Here is a 15227-nt window from a genome sequence, read left to right on the forward strand (position 1 = left end):
ATCAATTGTCCTTTTTCTTTAATGATTGTACCGGTTTTGCCTTAGTAGAATCTGCTTTTTGCAGTGCCTCCTTCGGAATATTACGAGATGCTTTTTGAGTAGCATCCTTTTTTGTGTCTTTTGGTGTGGCATCTTCAACGCGTTGCAATAAGGCTTCATCAAAGAATTCTTCTTGCGGTACATATTCCCCCAAACCTTTTATGATCGGTAGTACTAATGGTGGATCCTCACTGAATAAATCCTCCACACTCATAGGTCGTTCTTCTCCGCGCCAGTCAAAGCCACGCATTTTTCTAGCATTTTCAGGAAATTTAGATTCCGGATAAATGTCGCCATCCACTTGGTCAATCAAGGTAATGATTTTATATCCTTCTTCAATCTTAAGATTGATTTTCCCCGATTTTGATTTATTAATACCGATCAATTCCTGATTGTCATCTCGGGAATAATTGATGACTTCCGCATTTTTTATGATGTCTACATTATAGAGGTCATTATCTCTAAAAAGTCCGATAAGTCTTAAACCTTTTATTTGATTATAGCCATCGCCAAGAGTGTCCTTACTGATGAGAAAAGCATCGTTAAAAACGACTAGGGAATCGAGTTGTTCTGTTTTAGGATTGGAAATGAGATGAATCGTGTCTCCGGTCATTTGATTATCCAAATTCCAGAGAATGGGCCTGCGTTTGACTGTAAAGGCATCCGTATTAGAAAATCGCTTTAAATTGATGAGTTGCGTCAATCCTGCCTTATGGTCGGCGTGAATGGAATCCGCCTTTCCGCTCAAATCACTTTTAAATATTTTAGCATTGTAATAGGCTCTAGTAATCCGATGTTCGGGTTTCCCCGTTACCATTAAGGTATCGCTATGCATGTAAATGGAATCTTTTTCCTGAACGGTAATCGCCAAAGCGCGTTTCGTGATAAACACGGAATCCTTTGCGCGCCAAATTTCGGCGTAGTGGCCCCTTGCGACGCTATTGTTTATGGTATCCGTTACTTTGATATTATTCGTAGCCGAAGCAAAGCTGATTTTTCTATCAAAATACATGCTGTCACCCTCAAAAATCCGATTTTGATAATTGATTTTTGAGTTTTTTACAAAATAGCCGGTGTCATTATTAGTGTCGTAAAACCCGCGCTCGGCATAAATAGTATTGTTTTCACCAACAATGGTCGATGGGCCATAGAGATAGGCAAATCCAGTTTCAGTATAAAAATCGAGTTGATTGGTGTTTAGGGTGTATTGCGGATTGACCAAAACCACATTTTGAACAAATTGGTATTTTTTACTGTTCATATAATACCGACCAATTTGACTAGTAATGGTGCCTGACGAATCTCTGACGACTTTCCCTTTGGTGCGATAATAGGCTTGTTGTTTAACGCGGTCAAAATGTAGCGTATCTGTGGTTAAAACGGACTGTGGCTCCGTGAGTACTACATCGCCACTGGCAAAAGCTAATTGGGTCTTGCCGCTGTATTCCGCATATTTAGCGGTCATCGTAATGGTATCACCCTGTTGCATCACGACATTGCTATAAGCTTCAATAAAATCTTCCTTTTCGTAATAAATCGCTTGATCGCAATACATGTTGATACCCTCATGAGTAAAGTGGACTTGTTGGGTATTATCTCGGGTAAAAACCGAAACTCCCGGTCCCCTTAAACTGTCGGAATCGACAAAGCCCGCATATTCAACCCTGATTTTTTTTAACTTTTCCGTTTGGGCAGATGCTGAAAGCTGGATGCTTAAAAATAAGACTGTAAAAAGGTATAATGCTCTCAATGTGTGACAAATGATTTTCAAAAGTAACTCTTTAATTTAAGCATTATTTTGCATTAACATAAGTTTATGTGCCGCCAAATGAAGAAAATGAACGAACCTGATCAAGATAATTGAGCAGGTTCGTTTAAGATAATTATCTAATAATGGTCTGTTTTCTATCCGGACCAACTGAGACTATAGTTATTGGAGTTTCAAGTTCTTTTTCTAGAAACTCAATATAGTCTACTAAAGGTTGTGGCATATCTGCAGCATCAGTCATTCCCGTCAAATCTTCATTCCACCCTTTAAATTCGGTGTAAATAGGAGTGAGGTTTTCTGGTTCAATGCTGTACGGGAAATGCTGAATTTCTTCCCCTTTATAATTATAAGCCGTACATACTTTTAAGGTTTTAAAGCCTGAAAGCACATCGCTTTTCATCATAATTAGTTTGGTAACGCCATTTACTTGACAAGCATAACGTAAAGCAACTAAATCTAACCAGCCACATCTGCGTGAACGCCCTGTGGTAGCACCAAATTCATTACCTACGCGACCCATTGTTTCTCCAACTTCATCAAATAATTCGGTTGGGAATGGTCCTGAACCAACACGCGTAGTGTACGCTTTAAAAATACCGTAGACATCGCCAATTTTATTTGGTGCAATGCCTAGGCCTGTACACGCGCCAGCAGCGGTGGTGTTGGATGAGGTTACAAATGGATAGGTTCCAAAATCAATATCTAATAATGAACCCTGAGCGCCTTCAGCCAAAATAGACTTGCCGTCTTTTTGAGCTTGGTGTAAATATTCTTCAGAATCTATAAAAGTCAAAGTTTTTAAAACGTCTATCGATTTAAAAAATTCGGTTTCAAGTTCCTTTAAATCATATTGGATGTCTACGTTATAGAACGCAATCATCGCTTCATGCTTGTCAGCGAGCGCGCGGTATTTGTCTTTCCAATCGGCCATTTCTATATCGCCAACTCTAAGACCATTTCTTCCGGTTTTATCCATGTAAGTTGGTCCAATTCCTTTTAAAGTGGAGCCAATTTTAGCTTTTCCCTTAGAAGCTTCGCTTGCCGCGTCGAGCAAACGGTGTGTTGGTAAAATGATGTGTGCTTTACGAGAAATCAATAACGATTTTCTATAATCCACACCTTGCTCTGCAAGTTTGTCGAGCTCTTTGTTGAAAATGACAGGATCTATTACGACACCATTGCCAACAAGATTAATTTTGCCTTCGTGGAAAATACCAGAAGGGATGGTGTGTAGCACGTGCTTTTTGCCGTTAAAGACCAAAGTATGCCCCGCATTTGGACCGCCCTGGAAGCGTGCAATAATATTGTAGTTAGAGGTCAGGACATCGACAATTTTTCCTTTGCCTTCGTCGCCCCATTGTAATCCTAGTAGTAAATCTACTGCCATTTTTAAGATTCTTTAGGTTGTTCGTTCTTTGTTCCGTAAAAATATAGTGAGTGGTTGGAGATGGAAATATCGAACACTTCTTCAATCGTTTTTTTGATAGATTGGATCCTAGGATCACAGAATTCGATAACTTCTCCAGTATCTGTTAAGATGACGTGATCGTGTTGTTTGTCAAAATAGGACTTTTCATAATGAGCCTGATTCTGACCAAACTGGTGCTTGCGTACGAGTGCACATTCCAATAACAATTCAATGGTATTGTAAAGTGTTGCGCGGCTCACCCGATAGTTTTTGTTTTTCATTTTGATGTAGAGAGATTCTATATCAAAATGCTCTTCGCTATCATAAATTTCTTGCAGAATAGCATAGCGTTCAGGGGTTTTACGGTGCCCTTTACTTTCCAAAAATGTGGTAAACACGTTTTTAACTATTTCCTGATTGTTATGTTTTGTTTTTGAGCTCATAATTTACGTTGGCAAATTTACACTATTTAAACTCTTGAAACCTTATCAATCCCGTTAATTTTTTTTAGATTCTCCATGAGTTTTTTAAGCATAGTGCTATTCTTTACAATAACGTTGATTTTACCAGAGAATATGCCGTCATCACTTTGAAAACTAATACTTTTCATGTTAACGTGCATGTTGGAAGAAATCACTTTTGTGATGTTATTGACCAAGCCCATGTTGTCAATACCAGACAAGGTTATTTGTGCCGCGAATTCCTGTTGTGAAGAGTCGATCCACTTGGCCTGCATAATCCGATAGGCGTAGTTAGATTGTAGGCTCAAGGCGTTAGGGCAATTCTTTTTATGAATTTTGATGCCCTCATTAATTGTTAAAAACCCGAAGACCTCATCTCCCGGAATGGGGTTGCAGCAGGCTGAAAGTTTGTAGTCTAACTTCTCTTCTTCCTTACCAAACACCAAGCTGTCATATTTGGCGGTAATTTCATCCTTATCGATATTTTGGACCACCGTTGGCTTACGGATTTTACTCTTAATATAACTCATAAACGCATTGCTGCGCGAGGAGGCAAAATCCTTGAGCATTGGGTTGTCAATAGAGCCAATGCCCACGCGGTAAAATAAGTCTAAACTCGTTTTAAGCTTGAAAAAAACCACCATTTCATTGATGGATTTTTCATCTAGAGCAATTTTAAGTTGCTTTAATTTTCTACGTAAAATTTCCTTGCCTTCTTCGGCAACAACTTTCTTTTCGTCTTTTAAAGACGATTTAATTTTTCCGCGCGCTCGGGCGGTTGTTGCATAATCTAACCAGTTGCTATTCGGTCGTATGTTCTCAGATGTCAATATTTCAACCTGATCGCCACTTTGAAGCTCATGACTGAGCGGCACCAATTTGCCGTTCACTTTGGCGCCTCTGGTTTTCATGCCAATTTCTGTGTGGATGCTAAATGCAAAATCGAGTGGGGTAGCACCTTTAGGCAATGATTTTAGATCGCCTTTAGGTGAAAACACATATATTTCTTTGGAATATAAATTAAGCTTAAACTGTTCTACAAAGTCTACGGCATTCGTCTCATTGCTTTCCAAAGCTTCCTGGAGTTTGTCAATCCACGTGTCCAAAGCATCTTCAGCATTGCCCTGCTTGTATTTATAGTGTGCGGCGTAGCCTTTCTCCGCAATCTCATTCATCCGTTCACTCCTGATTTGCACTTCTACCCAGCGGCCTTTTGGCCCCATGACGGTGATGTGCAACGCTTCGTATCCTGTCGATTTAGGCGAAGAAATCCAATCGCGTAATCGGATAGGGTTGGGAATAAAATGATCGGTAACGATGGAATAAATTTTCCAGGCCAGAAATTTTTCATTCGCAAAATCAGATTTATAAATGATCCGGACCGCAAATTTATCGTAGACTTCATCAAAAGAAACACCTTGTTTCAGCATTTTCCGTCTAATGGAATAAATGGATTTTGGACGGCCCTTAATAGTGTAGGACAAGCCTTCCTTATCCAAAGAATCCACGATAACTTGAGAAAACGCCTTGATATAAATATCTTGTTCTTCCTTGCTTTCTTTTATTTTATTGTGAATTTCATGATATACCTCAGGCTCAGTATATTTAAGCCCCAAATCTTCAAGCTCACTTTTGATATTGTACAGTCCGATCCTGTGTGCTAAAGGCGCATAGATGTATAAAGTTTCCGAGGCGATTTTTTCCTGCTTGTCCGCCCGCATGGAATCCATGGTCTGCATATTGTGAAGACGGTCCGCAATTTTGATGATGATCACCCGCACGTCATCATTTAAGGTCAACAGCATCTTCCTAAAATTCTCTGCTTGCGTCGAGACGTCAGTTTCTTTGCTCAACGAGGAGATTTTGGTCAATCCGTCCACAATTCGGGAGACTGTTTTACCAAAGGTTTGTTCAATATAGTTTAATGTGTAGTCAGGGTTATCCTCCACAACATCGTGCAATAAAGCCGCGGCAATACAGGTGGCATCCAACCCAATTTCTTGGGCCACAATTTTAGCCACTGCAATGGGGTGGAATATATAGGCTTCTCCTGATTTGCGGCGCTGATCTTTGTGCGCCTCCACAGCCATATCAAAAGCTTTCCGTATCAGTTTCTTATCATCAATGCTAAGTGTTTGATAACTTACCTTGAGTAACTGTTTGTAGGCTTTGGCAATTGCAGCATTTTCCTTTTCGATATCAACTTCTGTCATAAAATAAAAGTAAGACAAAGAAAGGGAATTGACACTATTTTTTAGAAATTTTGACAGTCTCGAATAAGTTGAGGAGAATTATCAGCAGATGAACTTTTTAGGTCAATATTTACATCTATTTTGTTAAATGAAATGCCTGATTCAGTGTAATTTTATCCAAAATAATTAAAGTTCCCACGCCTGTTTCCCTCTATGTCTTTTGAACGCACCCAAGAAAAATTAAAAATACTTGCTGACGCAGCTAAATACGATGTATCCTGTGCCTCCAGTGGCAGTAAACGCAGTAATGCCAGCAAAGGTTTAGGTGATGCTACGGGCATGGGCATTTGCCATTCCTATACTGAAGATGGCCGCTGTGTGTCCTTACTAAAAATTCTACTGACCAATTATTGCATTTTTGATTGCGCTTATTGCGTAACTCGAAAGAGTAATGACATCAAAAGGGCTGCTTTTCAGGTGCAGGAAGTAGTGGACTTGACCATCAATTTTTACCGTAGGAATTATATTGAAGGCTTATTTTTAAGTTCTGGAATTTTTAAAAGTGCCGATTATACTATGGAGCGCTTGGTGGCAGTGGCGAAGAAACTCCGTTTGGAAGAAAATTTTAATGGTTATATCCATTTAAAATCCATTCCGGGAGCTTCTGATGAGTTGATGAAAGAAGCAGGATTGTACGCGGATCGTCTGAGCGTAAATATTGAAATCCCCACCAAGGAAGGCTTGAAATTACTGGCGCCGGAAAAGAATCGGGAGGATTTTATAAAACCGATGGTCAAGGTAAAAAATGAAATCATTCAATACCAATCGGAACGAAAAATCATTAAAAGCACTCCAAAATTTGCACCCGCAGGTCAGAGTACCCAAATGATTATTGGGGCGACCGGGGAGAGTGACCAACAGATTATGTGGACTTCCAATTATTTTTATAAAAAATTCAATCTAAAACGAGTGTATTATTCTGGATATATTCCTATTAGCTACGATTCGCGTTTGCCACAAATAGGTACCGATGTGCCCATGTTGCGTGAAAATCGATTGTATCAAACAGATTGGTTAATGCGTTTTTACGGTTTTGAAGTGCACGAAATACTAAATAACGAGCATCAAAATCTCGATTTAGACGTTGATCCTAAGTTAGGATGGGCTTTACGAAATATGGAACATTTCCCGATTGATGTGAACAAAGCTGATAAATTTATGGTGGCGCGTATTCCTGGATTAGGGATGAAATCAGTCTATAAAATTCTGCAGGCCCGACAATTCAGAAAATTAAATTGGGACCATTTAAAACGTATGGGTGTAGCCCTGAATAGAGCAAAATATTTTTTAGTGTGCGATTCTAGAGACTTTGAACGTCGCGATTTGACTTCCCCGCAATTAAAATCCATTATTTTACAAAACTCGACCAGTAAATATCAGAAAATATTGAGTCCGCAATTGAATTTGTTTGGATAGATGTTAATGTCAGAAGAACATATCCTCCGTTACGACGGCACTTTTGATGGATTTCTGACCGCAGTTTTTCATGTATTTGAGCTTAAATTGCTGACCGTTAGCTTTCAAAGACCAGAGCGCGTTCAAGAATCGTTGTTTGGTAATACTATTGAAATTATTACCGATTTAGAAAAGGCTGATCGGGTGTGGAAAGGCATCAAATCTAAAACAAGTGGAACAGGAAGTTACAGAGTGTACAGTTCATTTTTAAGTGAGCAGGCTGGAGTTGAGGTATTGCTACTGGATTATTTACGACAAGCCTTTAAAAGTGCAATACCTATGGATTCCGATTTCTCTAATGCTACCGTTTTAAAAGTTTCACAAATTGCTAAAAGTGTCGGGCGAGAAAAACACAGAATGGAGGCTTTTGTGCGATTCCGACTGACTAATGATGGCATCTACTTTGCTACAGTAGAACCGGATTTTGATGTGCTGCCCCTAATTTCCAAACATTTTAAAAGCCGCTATGCGGACCAAAAATGGATTATATACGATATAAAACGCGGTTATGGTTTGTATTATGATTTGGAAAAGGTTGAGGTTATGCAACTGTCTTTACCCGAGGGTTTTGATGCCACTAAAACCAATCGCGATTATTTTACCGCTTCAGAACTTGAATTTCAGACCTTATGGCAAGATTATTTTGAGAGCACTAATATAAAGTCTCGTAAAAACATGAAGTTGCACGTCCAGCATGTGCCCAAGCGCTATTGGAAATATTTGAGTGAAAAATTGCGGTAATTATTTTTTACTACTGCTTTAAAACCCGATCTAAGGTTTTGTCGTAGATGAAGTGTGAGAATTTTTGTTTTTTTAATCGTTTTATGTCCAACTGTGGTTTTTTCTCAGAAATTAGACCATTGGGCCTCCTTCCGAAACATTTCCAGTAACAGCTATTTCCGATTGAATTACGATAATGACTATTTTAATGCTACAGACCGAAACTACACGCAAGGCTATAGTTTTGAGATGGTATTGCCGATATTAGAAAAAAACCCTATCAACAAACTGCTGCTTACGCACAAGGATAATTCCTATCGCTATGGCTTCACCCTTGAACATTTTGGGTATACACCAGATCATTATGAAAGTCCCGACATCCAAAAAGGTGATCGACCTTTTTCAGCGACAATTCTGTTGAAAAGTTTTGTGCTTGCCACGAATGAGGTCAACAAATCGCGCACGAGCACATCTTTGAGTCTGGGATTGATCGGTCCTGGTGCTTTTGGAAAAGAAATGCAGGTGGCCATTCACAAGGCTACAGGTAATAAAATTCCCTTGGGATGGCAACATCAAATAAAAAATGATGTTGTCGTAAATTATGGTCTTCATTATGAAATCCAACTTTTTAGATATCGGAATTTATGGTCTTTACAAGGCCTTGCTTCAGCGAATCTTGGCACATTATTTACCAATGCATCCGTAGGAATGAATAGTGTCTTTGGAATTTTAAACAACCCTTTTGCTGTCAACGGTGATCGTGCTTTTAAATTATATGCTTTTGCCCAGCCTTCTATTTCTATCGTTGGATATGACGCTACACTACAAGGCGGGGTGTTTAACAGGAGCAGCCCATATGTTATTGAATCAAGCGAGATAAATCGGGTTACGGGGCAGCTTAACTTCGGAGTCATACTGCAAACCCGCTCACTATATTTTGAATATACTCGATCATACCTTTCTAAAGAATTTGAATCAGGAGAAGCATCTGGTTGGGGTGGCGTAAAAATTGGATTTACGTTTTAATTTCCTTCTCCGTAAAGTAAACCTAAGGGTTGTAATTCTACTTTAATTTAAAATTTTACATGCTTTTTTGGGTTAATTTCTCTTCAATAGTTGTAGTGTACCATAAGTTTATGGCTAACTTTGCGGGAATTATCAACTAATTTCTTCGCAAGTGATGTCTCAAACACTCTATAATCCTTTTACTGACCTTATTTTTGATCCGCATTTTTGCTTTCTTTCCGGCGCTTTAACGACTGAAAAAATGTCGGTTTTTCCAAAATGGCTGATGGATCATTTTAATTTTGGTGATGAACGTATTGAAATGATGGATAAGGAAAAATCGTACAATTATGAAGATTTAGAATTGCCGTGTTCACTTAAAGTTAAACAAGCCTTCGACGCCATAGATATCAAAATTAAGGCGGCCTATGAACACGGTTATGAAGGGATGGCTGCACTTGATGAACTTCTGATTTTTCAGTGGACGGGCAGAATGGTGTATGGTTTGTTATATTACGAAATGGTCTATGAGAGAAACCGACTTCTTAAGACAGGTGAGGAATTTGAGCTTTCTCCGGCATTGCAGGAGCGGTTTAGCAATTTTCATCTCATGTTACAGTCTATTATAGAACCGATTAGCTTTGAAGGTAAAAAACCGTGGAGTATTGTGGTGTTTCCTCTAAAATATTCGGCAGATATTTTTAGTTATCGCGATGATGCCATTAATTTAATGTTTTCGTTTGGGGTAAACGGCTTTGGATTTGTAGCCTGCTTACAAGATAATGGTGTCATTAAAGCGAAGCATACAGAAGTGCTGGAGAAAATTGAAGGTCACGTGTTGCACCCCGTACAGTTTGAAGAATTATACGCTAGATTTCATTATTCCGACTATATATTGCAATACAGCCCTAAATACCTTGTTGAATATAATGTTGATCTCATCAGCATAGCCGTAAAAGAAGAAAAAGAACCGCTTTTCGGATTCTGGAATGAGGATATCTATGCGCAACTCTTGTCGAATTACTGGGGTGTTTACGGGATTACTAAAGACGATATTCTTCAACCGCAACGCCCGACATTAAGCTTCTTGGAAAATCCGTATACTAAAGAATTTGTGAATCCAGAAACTATAGCGCTTCCATTTTAGAAACGTTTTTTATGGTTGTAAACACAGAGGACTCCTTTAAAATATGATTTTAATTAAAGTCGGATCACTTCAATATTACCCTTGTCGGCAAGGGTGACGTAAATAGTTTTGTAATCTGGACTAAAGGTCAAATTAGAAGGTTTTTGCCCTTTCAATCGGTATTCCTTTAGTACCTTTCCGGTTGGTGATAAGACGACGACGGTGCCTTTGTCGTAACGCGTCACGTAAAGATTCCCCTCTCGATCACAACGCATCCCATCCAAGCCAAAATCTGCAAAAGACATGAACTCTTTCTTGTTTTTGATCATCCCATCTTCATCAATATCATACACCCAAATTTTGCGTTGCACGGACTCATTGACGTATAATTTTTTGCCGTCCGGACTCACTTCAATACCGTTTGTGGTACCCATGTTGTCTTCTAATAATTTAAAGCCATTTTCTTTGGTTACCTTCCAGATCTTGCCAGTATTATCGGCCCAATTTGGGTCACTTGCATAAATGGTGTCATCAGGCGCAATAGCAATATCATTAGGTTGATTGGCCGTTGGTTCATGCGCATAAACTTCGATATGTTTAGAACTCATATCAATTTCTAAAATATTATGATTGACGTAGTCCGCCACAAACATCTGGTGCTGCTGGCCAAAGCGAATGCCGTTTCCAATACTGCCGTTAGGTAAAGTAACAAATACCGTGCTTTCGCCAGTTGGGGTAATTTTACCAATGGTGCCTTGCTCTTTATAATTGACCGCATAAATAGTGCCTTGGTCATCTGTCGCAGGGCCTTCAATTCCTGATGTAAAACTTCCTTCCTTGGTAAATTCTTTGCTGTGGTAGCCAGTGGCGCACCCCATCAACATTGCAGAAAGGCATAGGATCGTAAAATATTTCATAGGATAGATTCTAATTGTTGTCGGCAGGAGTAATCATAATATGAGAGCGGTGGGTGTCAGCATCCATTAACCATGGCATTCCTGGGGCGCTAGGTTTGGTTGGCAGTCCAGTTTCTGCGCCAGACATATAGGGTTTGTAGAGAACATATCTCATTTTGCTGTTTGTCAATGCGCCAGTTTCAAAATCATAATCTTCTTTCGTAGCAGTAACCATATAAGCTGCAGCAGGCTCTTTAGGCATTATTAAGGTGCCAGCGTCAATGTCTTGTTTGCGTAGCTCCCGTTTTTCAGCTTCATTTTTTCCACTATCGGCCAACTCACGACCTCTAGCCATATAGGTTTCCAATTTATCACTATAACAAGATACCATGACGCCATTTCTCTTTGGGCTGTTAGCGATACAAATTAGACCATTGTTGCCTTCCCGCAGGGTAACGAGTTCGCCTTTTTCATTGTAGCCCAACACTTTTGCGCCGTCTTGATACATCTCAGGACTGGCATATAACGCGGTTTTTATTTGACTTTCTGCTGATGGAATCTTGGTTTGGCCTATGGCGATTCCAAAACACAATACAAACGATAGCAACATTAGATTTTTCATAAGTTTCAATTTTTAAATGACTGCTTAAGATACGATATTTTTGGGTACTAGAGTGGAATTTTTTGTATAGGTTCCTAGGCCGTATTAGATAAGATAGCTGAATAAACGATGACCAGATCTCAAATTATGTTCTTAAATTCCTAATCCGCTCCAATAGCGTTGGATGTGAATAGTGCACCCATACGTAGGCCGGATGTGGGGTCAAGTTGCTCAAACTGTTTTTTGATAGCTTTTTCAAGGAACTCACCAAAGGTTCGCTTTTGTAAGTGTTTTTAGCGTAATCATCAGCTTGGTATTCAAATTTGCGTGAGAAATGGTTCATCACAAACCCCGTCAGCTCTGAAATGGGCGAGTAAAGCAATCCGAAAGCAATCAAGCCGACATGAAAACTCGGAATAGCCACTCCAAGCGCATTAGATAATAATGGGTTCGATATAAATATGGAAAGAATATATAATGTAAGTCCAGTAAGTAACAAGGACGCCACCATATTAAAAATGATATGTTTTTTTTTGTAGTGTCCCACTTCATGCGCCAACACCGCTACAATTTCTTCATTATCTAAATCTTTAACTAAGGTATCGTAGAGCGTCACGCGTTTTTCACTGCCAAATCCCGAAAAATAGGCATTAGCTTTGGTGCTGCGTTTGGAACCATCAATCACAAATATTTTATCCAAATTAAAACCAACGGAATTCGCGTAAGCCGAAATTTTTTCTCTTAAGACTCCAGCTTCCAAAGGTGTTTGCTTATTAAATAACGGGACGATGAGTCGCGCGTAAAACAAATTGGCAAAAATGCTAAATACTGCCACGAGTGCCCAGGCGTATAGCCAGAAATTAGTTCCAGTAACTTCATAGAACCATATGATAACGGCTAGTAGTCCGCCGCCAATAATGCCCATCATTACTAATCCTTTCAATTTATCGAGTAGAAAGGTTTTTTTTGAGGTTTTGTTAAATCCAAAACGTTCCTCAATCACAAAGGTTTGGTAATAGGAGAACGGCGTGGTGAGCAGGTCACTCCCCAACATGATGATGCCGAAGAAAATGAAAGCAATAACGATACTGTTATCACTATAACTCCTGGCGATAGTGTCAACAAATTCAAAACCGTCTAACAGCAAAAAGGCTAAAGTTAATACCAATGAAAATGTTGAGGTAATGACGCCAAACTTGTAATTAGTGGCTTTGTACCGCTGCGATTTTATATATGCTTCTTCGTCATACACATCGGTCAGTTCCGCTGGGATGGGATCATTATAATGTGCGGCGTTCAAAGCATCCAAAATTTTATCGACAATAAAATCGAGGATGATTACGGCAATGATGATATAGAAAAGGGTGGTGGCAGTCATGGGTTTTAGTATTCAGTTGGCAGAATTCAGAATTCAGTATTCAGTATTCAGTTGGCAGTTTTCAGTATTCAGTTGGCAGTTTCGGTTGGCAGGATTGCTACTTAAAATTTCGTTGTCTTTTAGCCTCAAAAATTAAAATGCCTGCAGCCACTGAAACATTCATACTGTCAATTTCCCCTTGCATTGGGATGATGATATTTTGGGTGGAATTTTGCAACCAGGCATCACTCAATCCTGTCGCTTCGGTGCCCATCACAATTGCGGTGGCGGTCTTAAAATCTTGACTAGTATACACTTCAGATGCTTGCAGAGCGGCACAGTAAATCGCGATCTGTTGTTCTTTTAAAAACGAAATGATCTCCTCCGTTGAACCTGTAGCAATTTGATTGGTAAACACGCATCCTACGCTGCTGCGGATAATATTAGGATTATATAAATCGGTTTTGGGATTGGCAATAATTACTGCATCCACGTTAGCAGCATCTGCAGTTCTTAAAATTGCACCAATATTGCCCGGTTTTTCAGGAGCTTCCGCCACCAAAATTAAGGGTTGCTTCGATTTAAATGTGATGTTTTCCAAATCGTGAGATTTGATTTTGGCCACGGCAATAATTCCTTCAGTGGTATCTCGATGAGCCAATTTTTGGTACACTTCCTTTGAGATTTCTATAATCGAATTTGAAGGTACGGATAGGCCATCTAGCTGTGCTTCAGAAAATAATTCAGGTACATATAAAACGGTATCAATGTGATAATTTCCCTTTAGGGCCAAACTGATTTCGCGCGCACCTTCTATTAAAAACAATCCTGATTTTTTACGATCCCTCGATTTTTCCTTTAGCTGAACTAAGGTTTTGATATAAGTGTTTTGGACGCTTGTTATTTCTTTATTCACAGATAAGTAGTATTTTGCTAGCACAAATTTACTGAATAAGCGCTAAGAATAGCAGGTTCCATGAAAATTGAACGTAGAATTGCGATTTGGCTACTTATTATTTTTGGTAATTTTGATCATAGCTATTCACAAACTTTAAATTTTAACCAATTCATATTTATGAAAAAAATCCTCTATTTATTCTTGATGCTTGCGGTTATGGTGTCTTGTAAAGATAAAAATACAGAAACAAAACCTGAAGCTGAGCCTTACACTGAAGAAGAATTGGATGTGACTACCAACGCCTATCCTGAAAATATGACCAAGATCTTTGATGCCCACGGCGGACTCGACACTTGGAATGAGATGGCTACTTTGGAGTTTTCTGTTGAAAAACCAGGCGGTTATGAAATTACCACAACCGATTTAAAAGAGCGATTCTCCCTCATTGAAATGCCAAAACACACCATTGGTTTTGATGGCGAGGTGCTTTGGTTGAAAAACTTGGATAAAGCAAAATATGAAGGCAATCCGAAATTTTACTACAACTTGATGTTCTATTTTTATGCGATGCCTTTTGTGTTGGCTGATGACGGTATTATGTATGCCGATGCTGAGCCTTTAGTGTTTGATGGGAAGACCTATCCTGGAATCAAAATTTCTTATGAAAGTGGTATCGGTGCCTCACCGGATGATGAATATATATTGTATTATGACGCCGATACCCATAAAATGGCTTGGTTGGCCTACACGGTAACCTTTGGGAAAAACGAAAAAGCTAAGGATTATCATTTTATAAACTATAGCAATTGGCAAGACGTTGAAGGCTTGTCATTACCAGAAGCTATGGTATGGTATAATTCTGAAAATAACCAACCGACAACCGTGAAAAATGAAGTAAAATTTGTAAGCCCGATGTTGACTACGGTTAAAATGGATATGAGAGTTTTTGGCAGACCTGAAGGTGGGGAGTTGGTGCAGTGAGGGGTGAAGTTAGAAGTGAGAAGTTAGAAGTTAGAAGTGAGACCGCTGAATGTCCCTGATTAGAGTTGACCGTTTTTAGTTATTAATTTCATTGTTAAAAATAGTGATCATTGGTCTATTATCTGGTGTTAAATCGTTCCAATAATTTTGAAAAGTATTAGGACTCATTTTAGGTAAGTGTCTGTGGACTCTTTTTTCATTATAATTAATTACTGCTTTTTTTACGTATTGCTTTAATTGATAAAATGTTTTGGGATTCC

14 protein-coding genes are annotated in these 15227 nt (G+C 39.1%); 5 read left to right on the plus strand and 9 right to left on the minus strand.

What is annotated here, in order from left to right; genetic code table 11:
* Nucleotide 1 precedes the first annotated feature (1 nt).
* The 4 genes from ES711_RS06220 to ES711_RS06235 all read right to left on the minus strand — a co-directional run bounded on the left by ES711_RS06220 (nucleotide 2) and on the right by ES711_RS06235 (nucleotide 5889).
* The gene (locus ES711_RS06220; protein ID WP_246139128.1) at nucleotides 2–1810 is read right to left on the minus strand and encodes an OstA-like protein; all 1809 of its coding nucleotides are present in this window, start codon (nucleotides 1808–1810) and stop codon (nucleotides 2–4) included.
* A 112-nt stretch (nucleotides 1811–1922) separates the two neighbouring features.
* Complete coding sequence (locus tag ES711_RS06225) at nucleotides 1923–3194, minus strand: adenylosuccinate synthase (RefSeq protein ID WP_146891460.1); 1272 nt, start codon at nucleotides 3192–3194, stop codon at nucleotides 1923–1925.
* A 2-nt stretch (nucleotides 3195–3196) separates the two neighbouring features.
* Nucleotides 3197–3658: a Fur family transcriptional regulator gene (locus tag ES711_RS06230; RefSeq protein WP_146891462.1), complete on the minus strand. Its 462-nt coding sequence runs from the start codon at nucleotides 3656–3658 to the stop codon at nucleotides 3197–3199.
* Nucleotides 3659–3684: 26 nt separating this feature from the next.
* Nucleotides 3685–5889, minus strand: a complete 2205-nt coding sequence (locus ES711_RS06235) for a RelA/SpoT family protein (protein WP_146891465.1) — start codon at nucleotides 5887–5889, stop codon at nucleotides 3685–3687.
* 192 nt (nucleotides 5890–6081) lie between these two features.
* Between ES711_RS06235 and ES711_RS06240 the strand changes: the two genes are divergently transcribed.
* The 4 genes from ES711_RS06240 (at nucleotide 6082) to ES711_RS06255 (ending at nucleotide 10255) form a co-directional block, all read left to right on the plus strand.
* On the plus strand, nucleotides 6082–7344 hold the full coding sequence (locus tag ES711_RS06240; protein WP_146891467.1) for a putative DNA modification/repair radical SAM protein: 1263 nt from the start codon (nucleotides 6082–6084) through the stop codon (nucleotides 7342–7344).
* Between the two features lie 6 nt (nucleotides 7345–7350).
* On the plus strand, nucleotides 7351–8124 hold the full coding sequence (locus tag ES711_RS06245) for a TIGR03915 family putative DNA repair protein (RefSeq protein ID WP_211363052.1): 774 nt from the start codon (nucleotides 7351–7353) through the stop codon (nucleotides 8122–8124).
* A 93-nt stretch (nucleotides 8125–8217) separates the two neighbouring features.
* Nucleotides 8218–9129: a lipid A deacylase LpxR family protein gene (locus ES711_RS06250; protein ID WP_246139129.1), complete on the plus strand. Its 912-nt coding sequence runs from the start codon at nucleotides 8218–8220 to the stop codon at nucleotides 9127–9129.
* Nucleotides 9130–9283: 154 nt separating this feature from the next.
* Nucleotides 9284–10255: a hypothetical protein gene (locus tag ES711_RS06255; RefSeq protein WP_146891475.1), complete on the plus strand. Its 972-nt coding sequence runs from the start codon at nucleotides 9284–9286 to the stop codon at nucleotides 10253–10255.
* Between the two features lie 53 nt (nucleotides 10256–10308).
* Here the strand turns inward: ES711_RS06255 and ES711_RS06260 are convergent, their stop codons facing one another.
* From ES711_RS06260 to ES711_RS06275, 4 genes are all read right to left on the minus strand, one after another.
* Nucleotides 10309–11151: an SMP-30/gluconolactonase/LRE family protein gene (locus tag ES711_RS06260; RefSeq protein WP_146891478.1), complete on the minus strand. Its 843-nt coding sequence runs from the start codon at nucleotides 11149–11151 to the stop codon at nucleotides 10309–10311.
* A 10-nt stretch (nucleotides 11152–11161) separates the two neighbouring features.
* The gene (locus ES711_RS06265) at nucleotides 11162–11752 is read right to left on the minus strand and encodes a hypothetical protein (RefSeq protein WP_146891481.1); all 591 of its coding nucleotides are present in this window, start codon (nucleotides 11750–11752) and stop codon (nucleotides 11162–11164) included.
* A 124-nt stretch (nucleotides 11753–11876) separates the two neighbouring features.
* Entirely contained in the window at nucleotides 11877–13109 is a 1233-nt protein-coding gene (locus tag ES711_RS06270; RefSeq protein ID WP_146891484.1) for a M48 family metallopeptidase, read from the minus strand.
* 97 nt (nucleotides 13110–13206) lie between these two features.
* Nucleotides 13207–14004: a TrmH family RNA methyltransferase gene (locus tag ES711_RS06275; RefSeq protein WP_146891487.1), complete on the minus strand. Its 798-nt coding sequence runs from the start codon at nucleotides 14002–14004 to the stop codon at nucleotides 13207–13209.
* Nucleotides 14005–14163: 159 nt separating this feature from the next.
* Here ES711_RS06275 and ES711_RS06280 point away from each other — a divergent pair, with 159 nt between their 5' ends.
* Nucleotides 14164–14967, plus strand: a complete 804-nt coding sequence (locus tag ES711_RS06280; RefSeq protein WP_146891490.1) for a DUF6503 family protein — start codon at nucleotides 14164–14166, stop codon at nucleotides 14965–14967.
* Between the two features lie 75 nt (nucleotides 14968–15042).
* On the opposite strand, the gene ES711_RS16370 is transcribed toward ES711_RS06280, so the two are convergent.
* Nucleotides 15043–15227, minus strand: a 185-nt coding sequence (locus tag ES711_RS16370; RefSeq protein ID WP_211363053.1) for a hypothetical protein, incomplete at its 5' end; no start/stop codon positions are given.

The sequence above is a fragment of the Gelidibacter salicanalis genome (assembly GCF_007997285.1).
In the GTDB taxonomy this organism is placed as follows: domain Bacteria; phylum Bacteroidota; class Bacteroidia; order Flavobacteriales; family Flavobacteriaceae; genus Gelidibacter; species Gelidibacter salicanalis.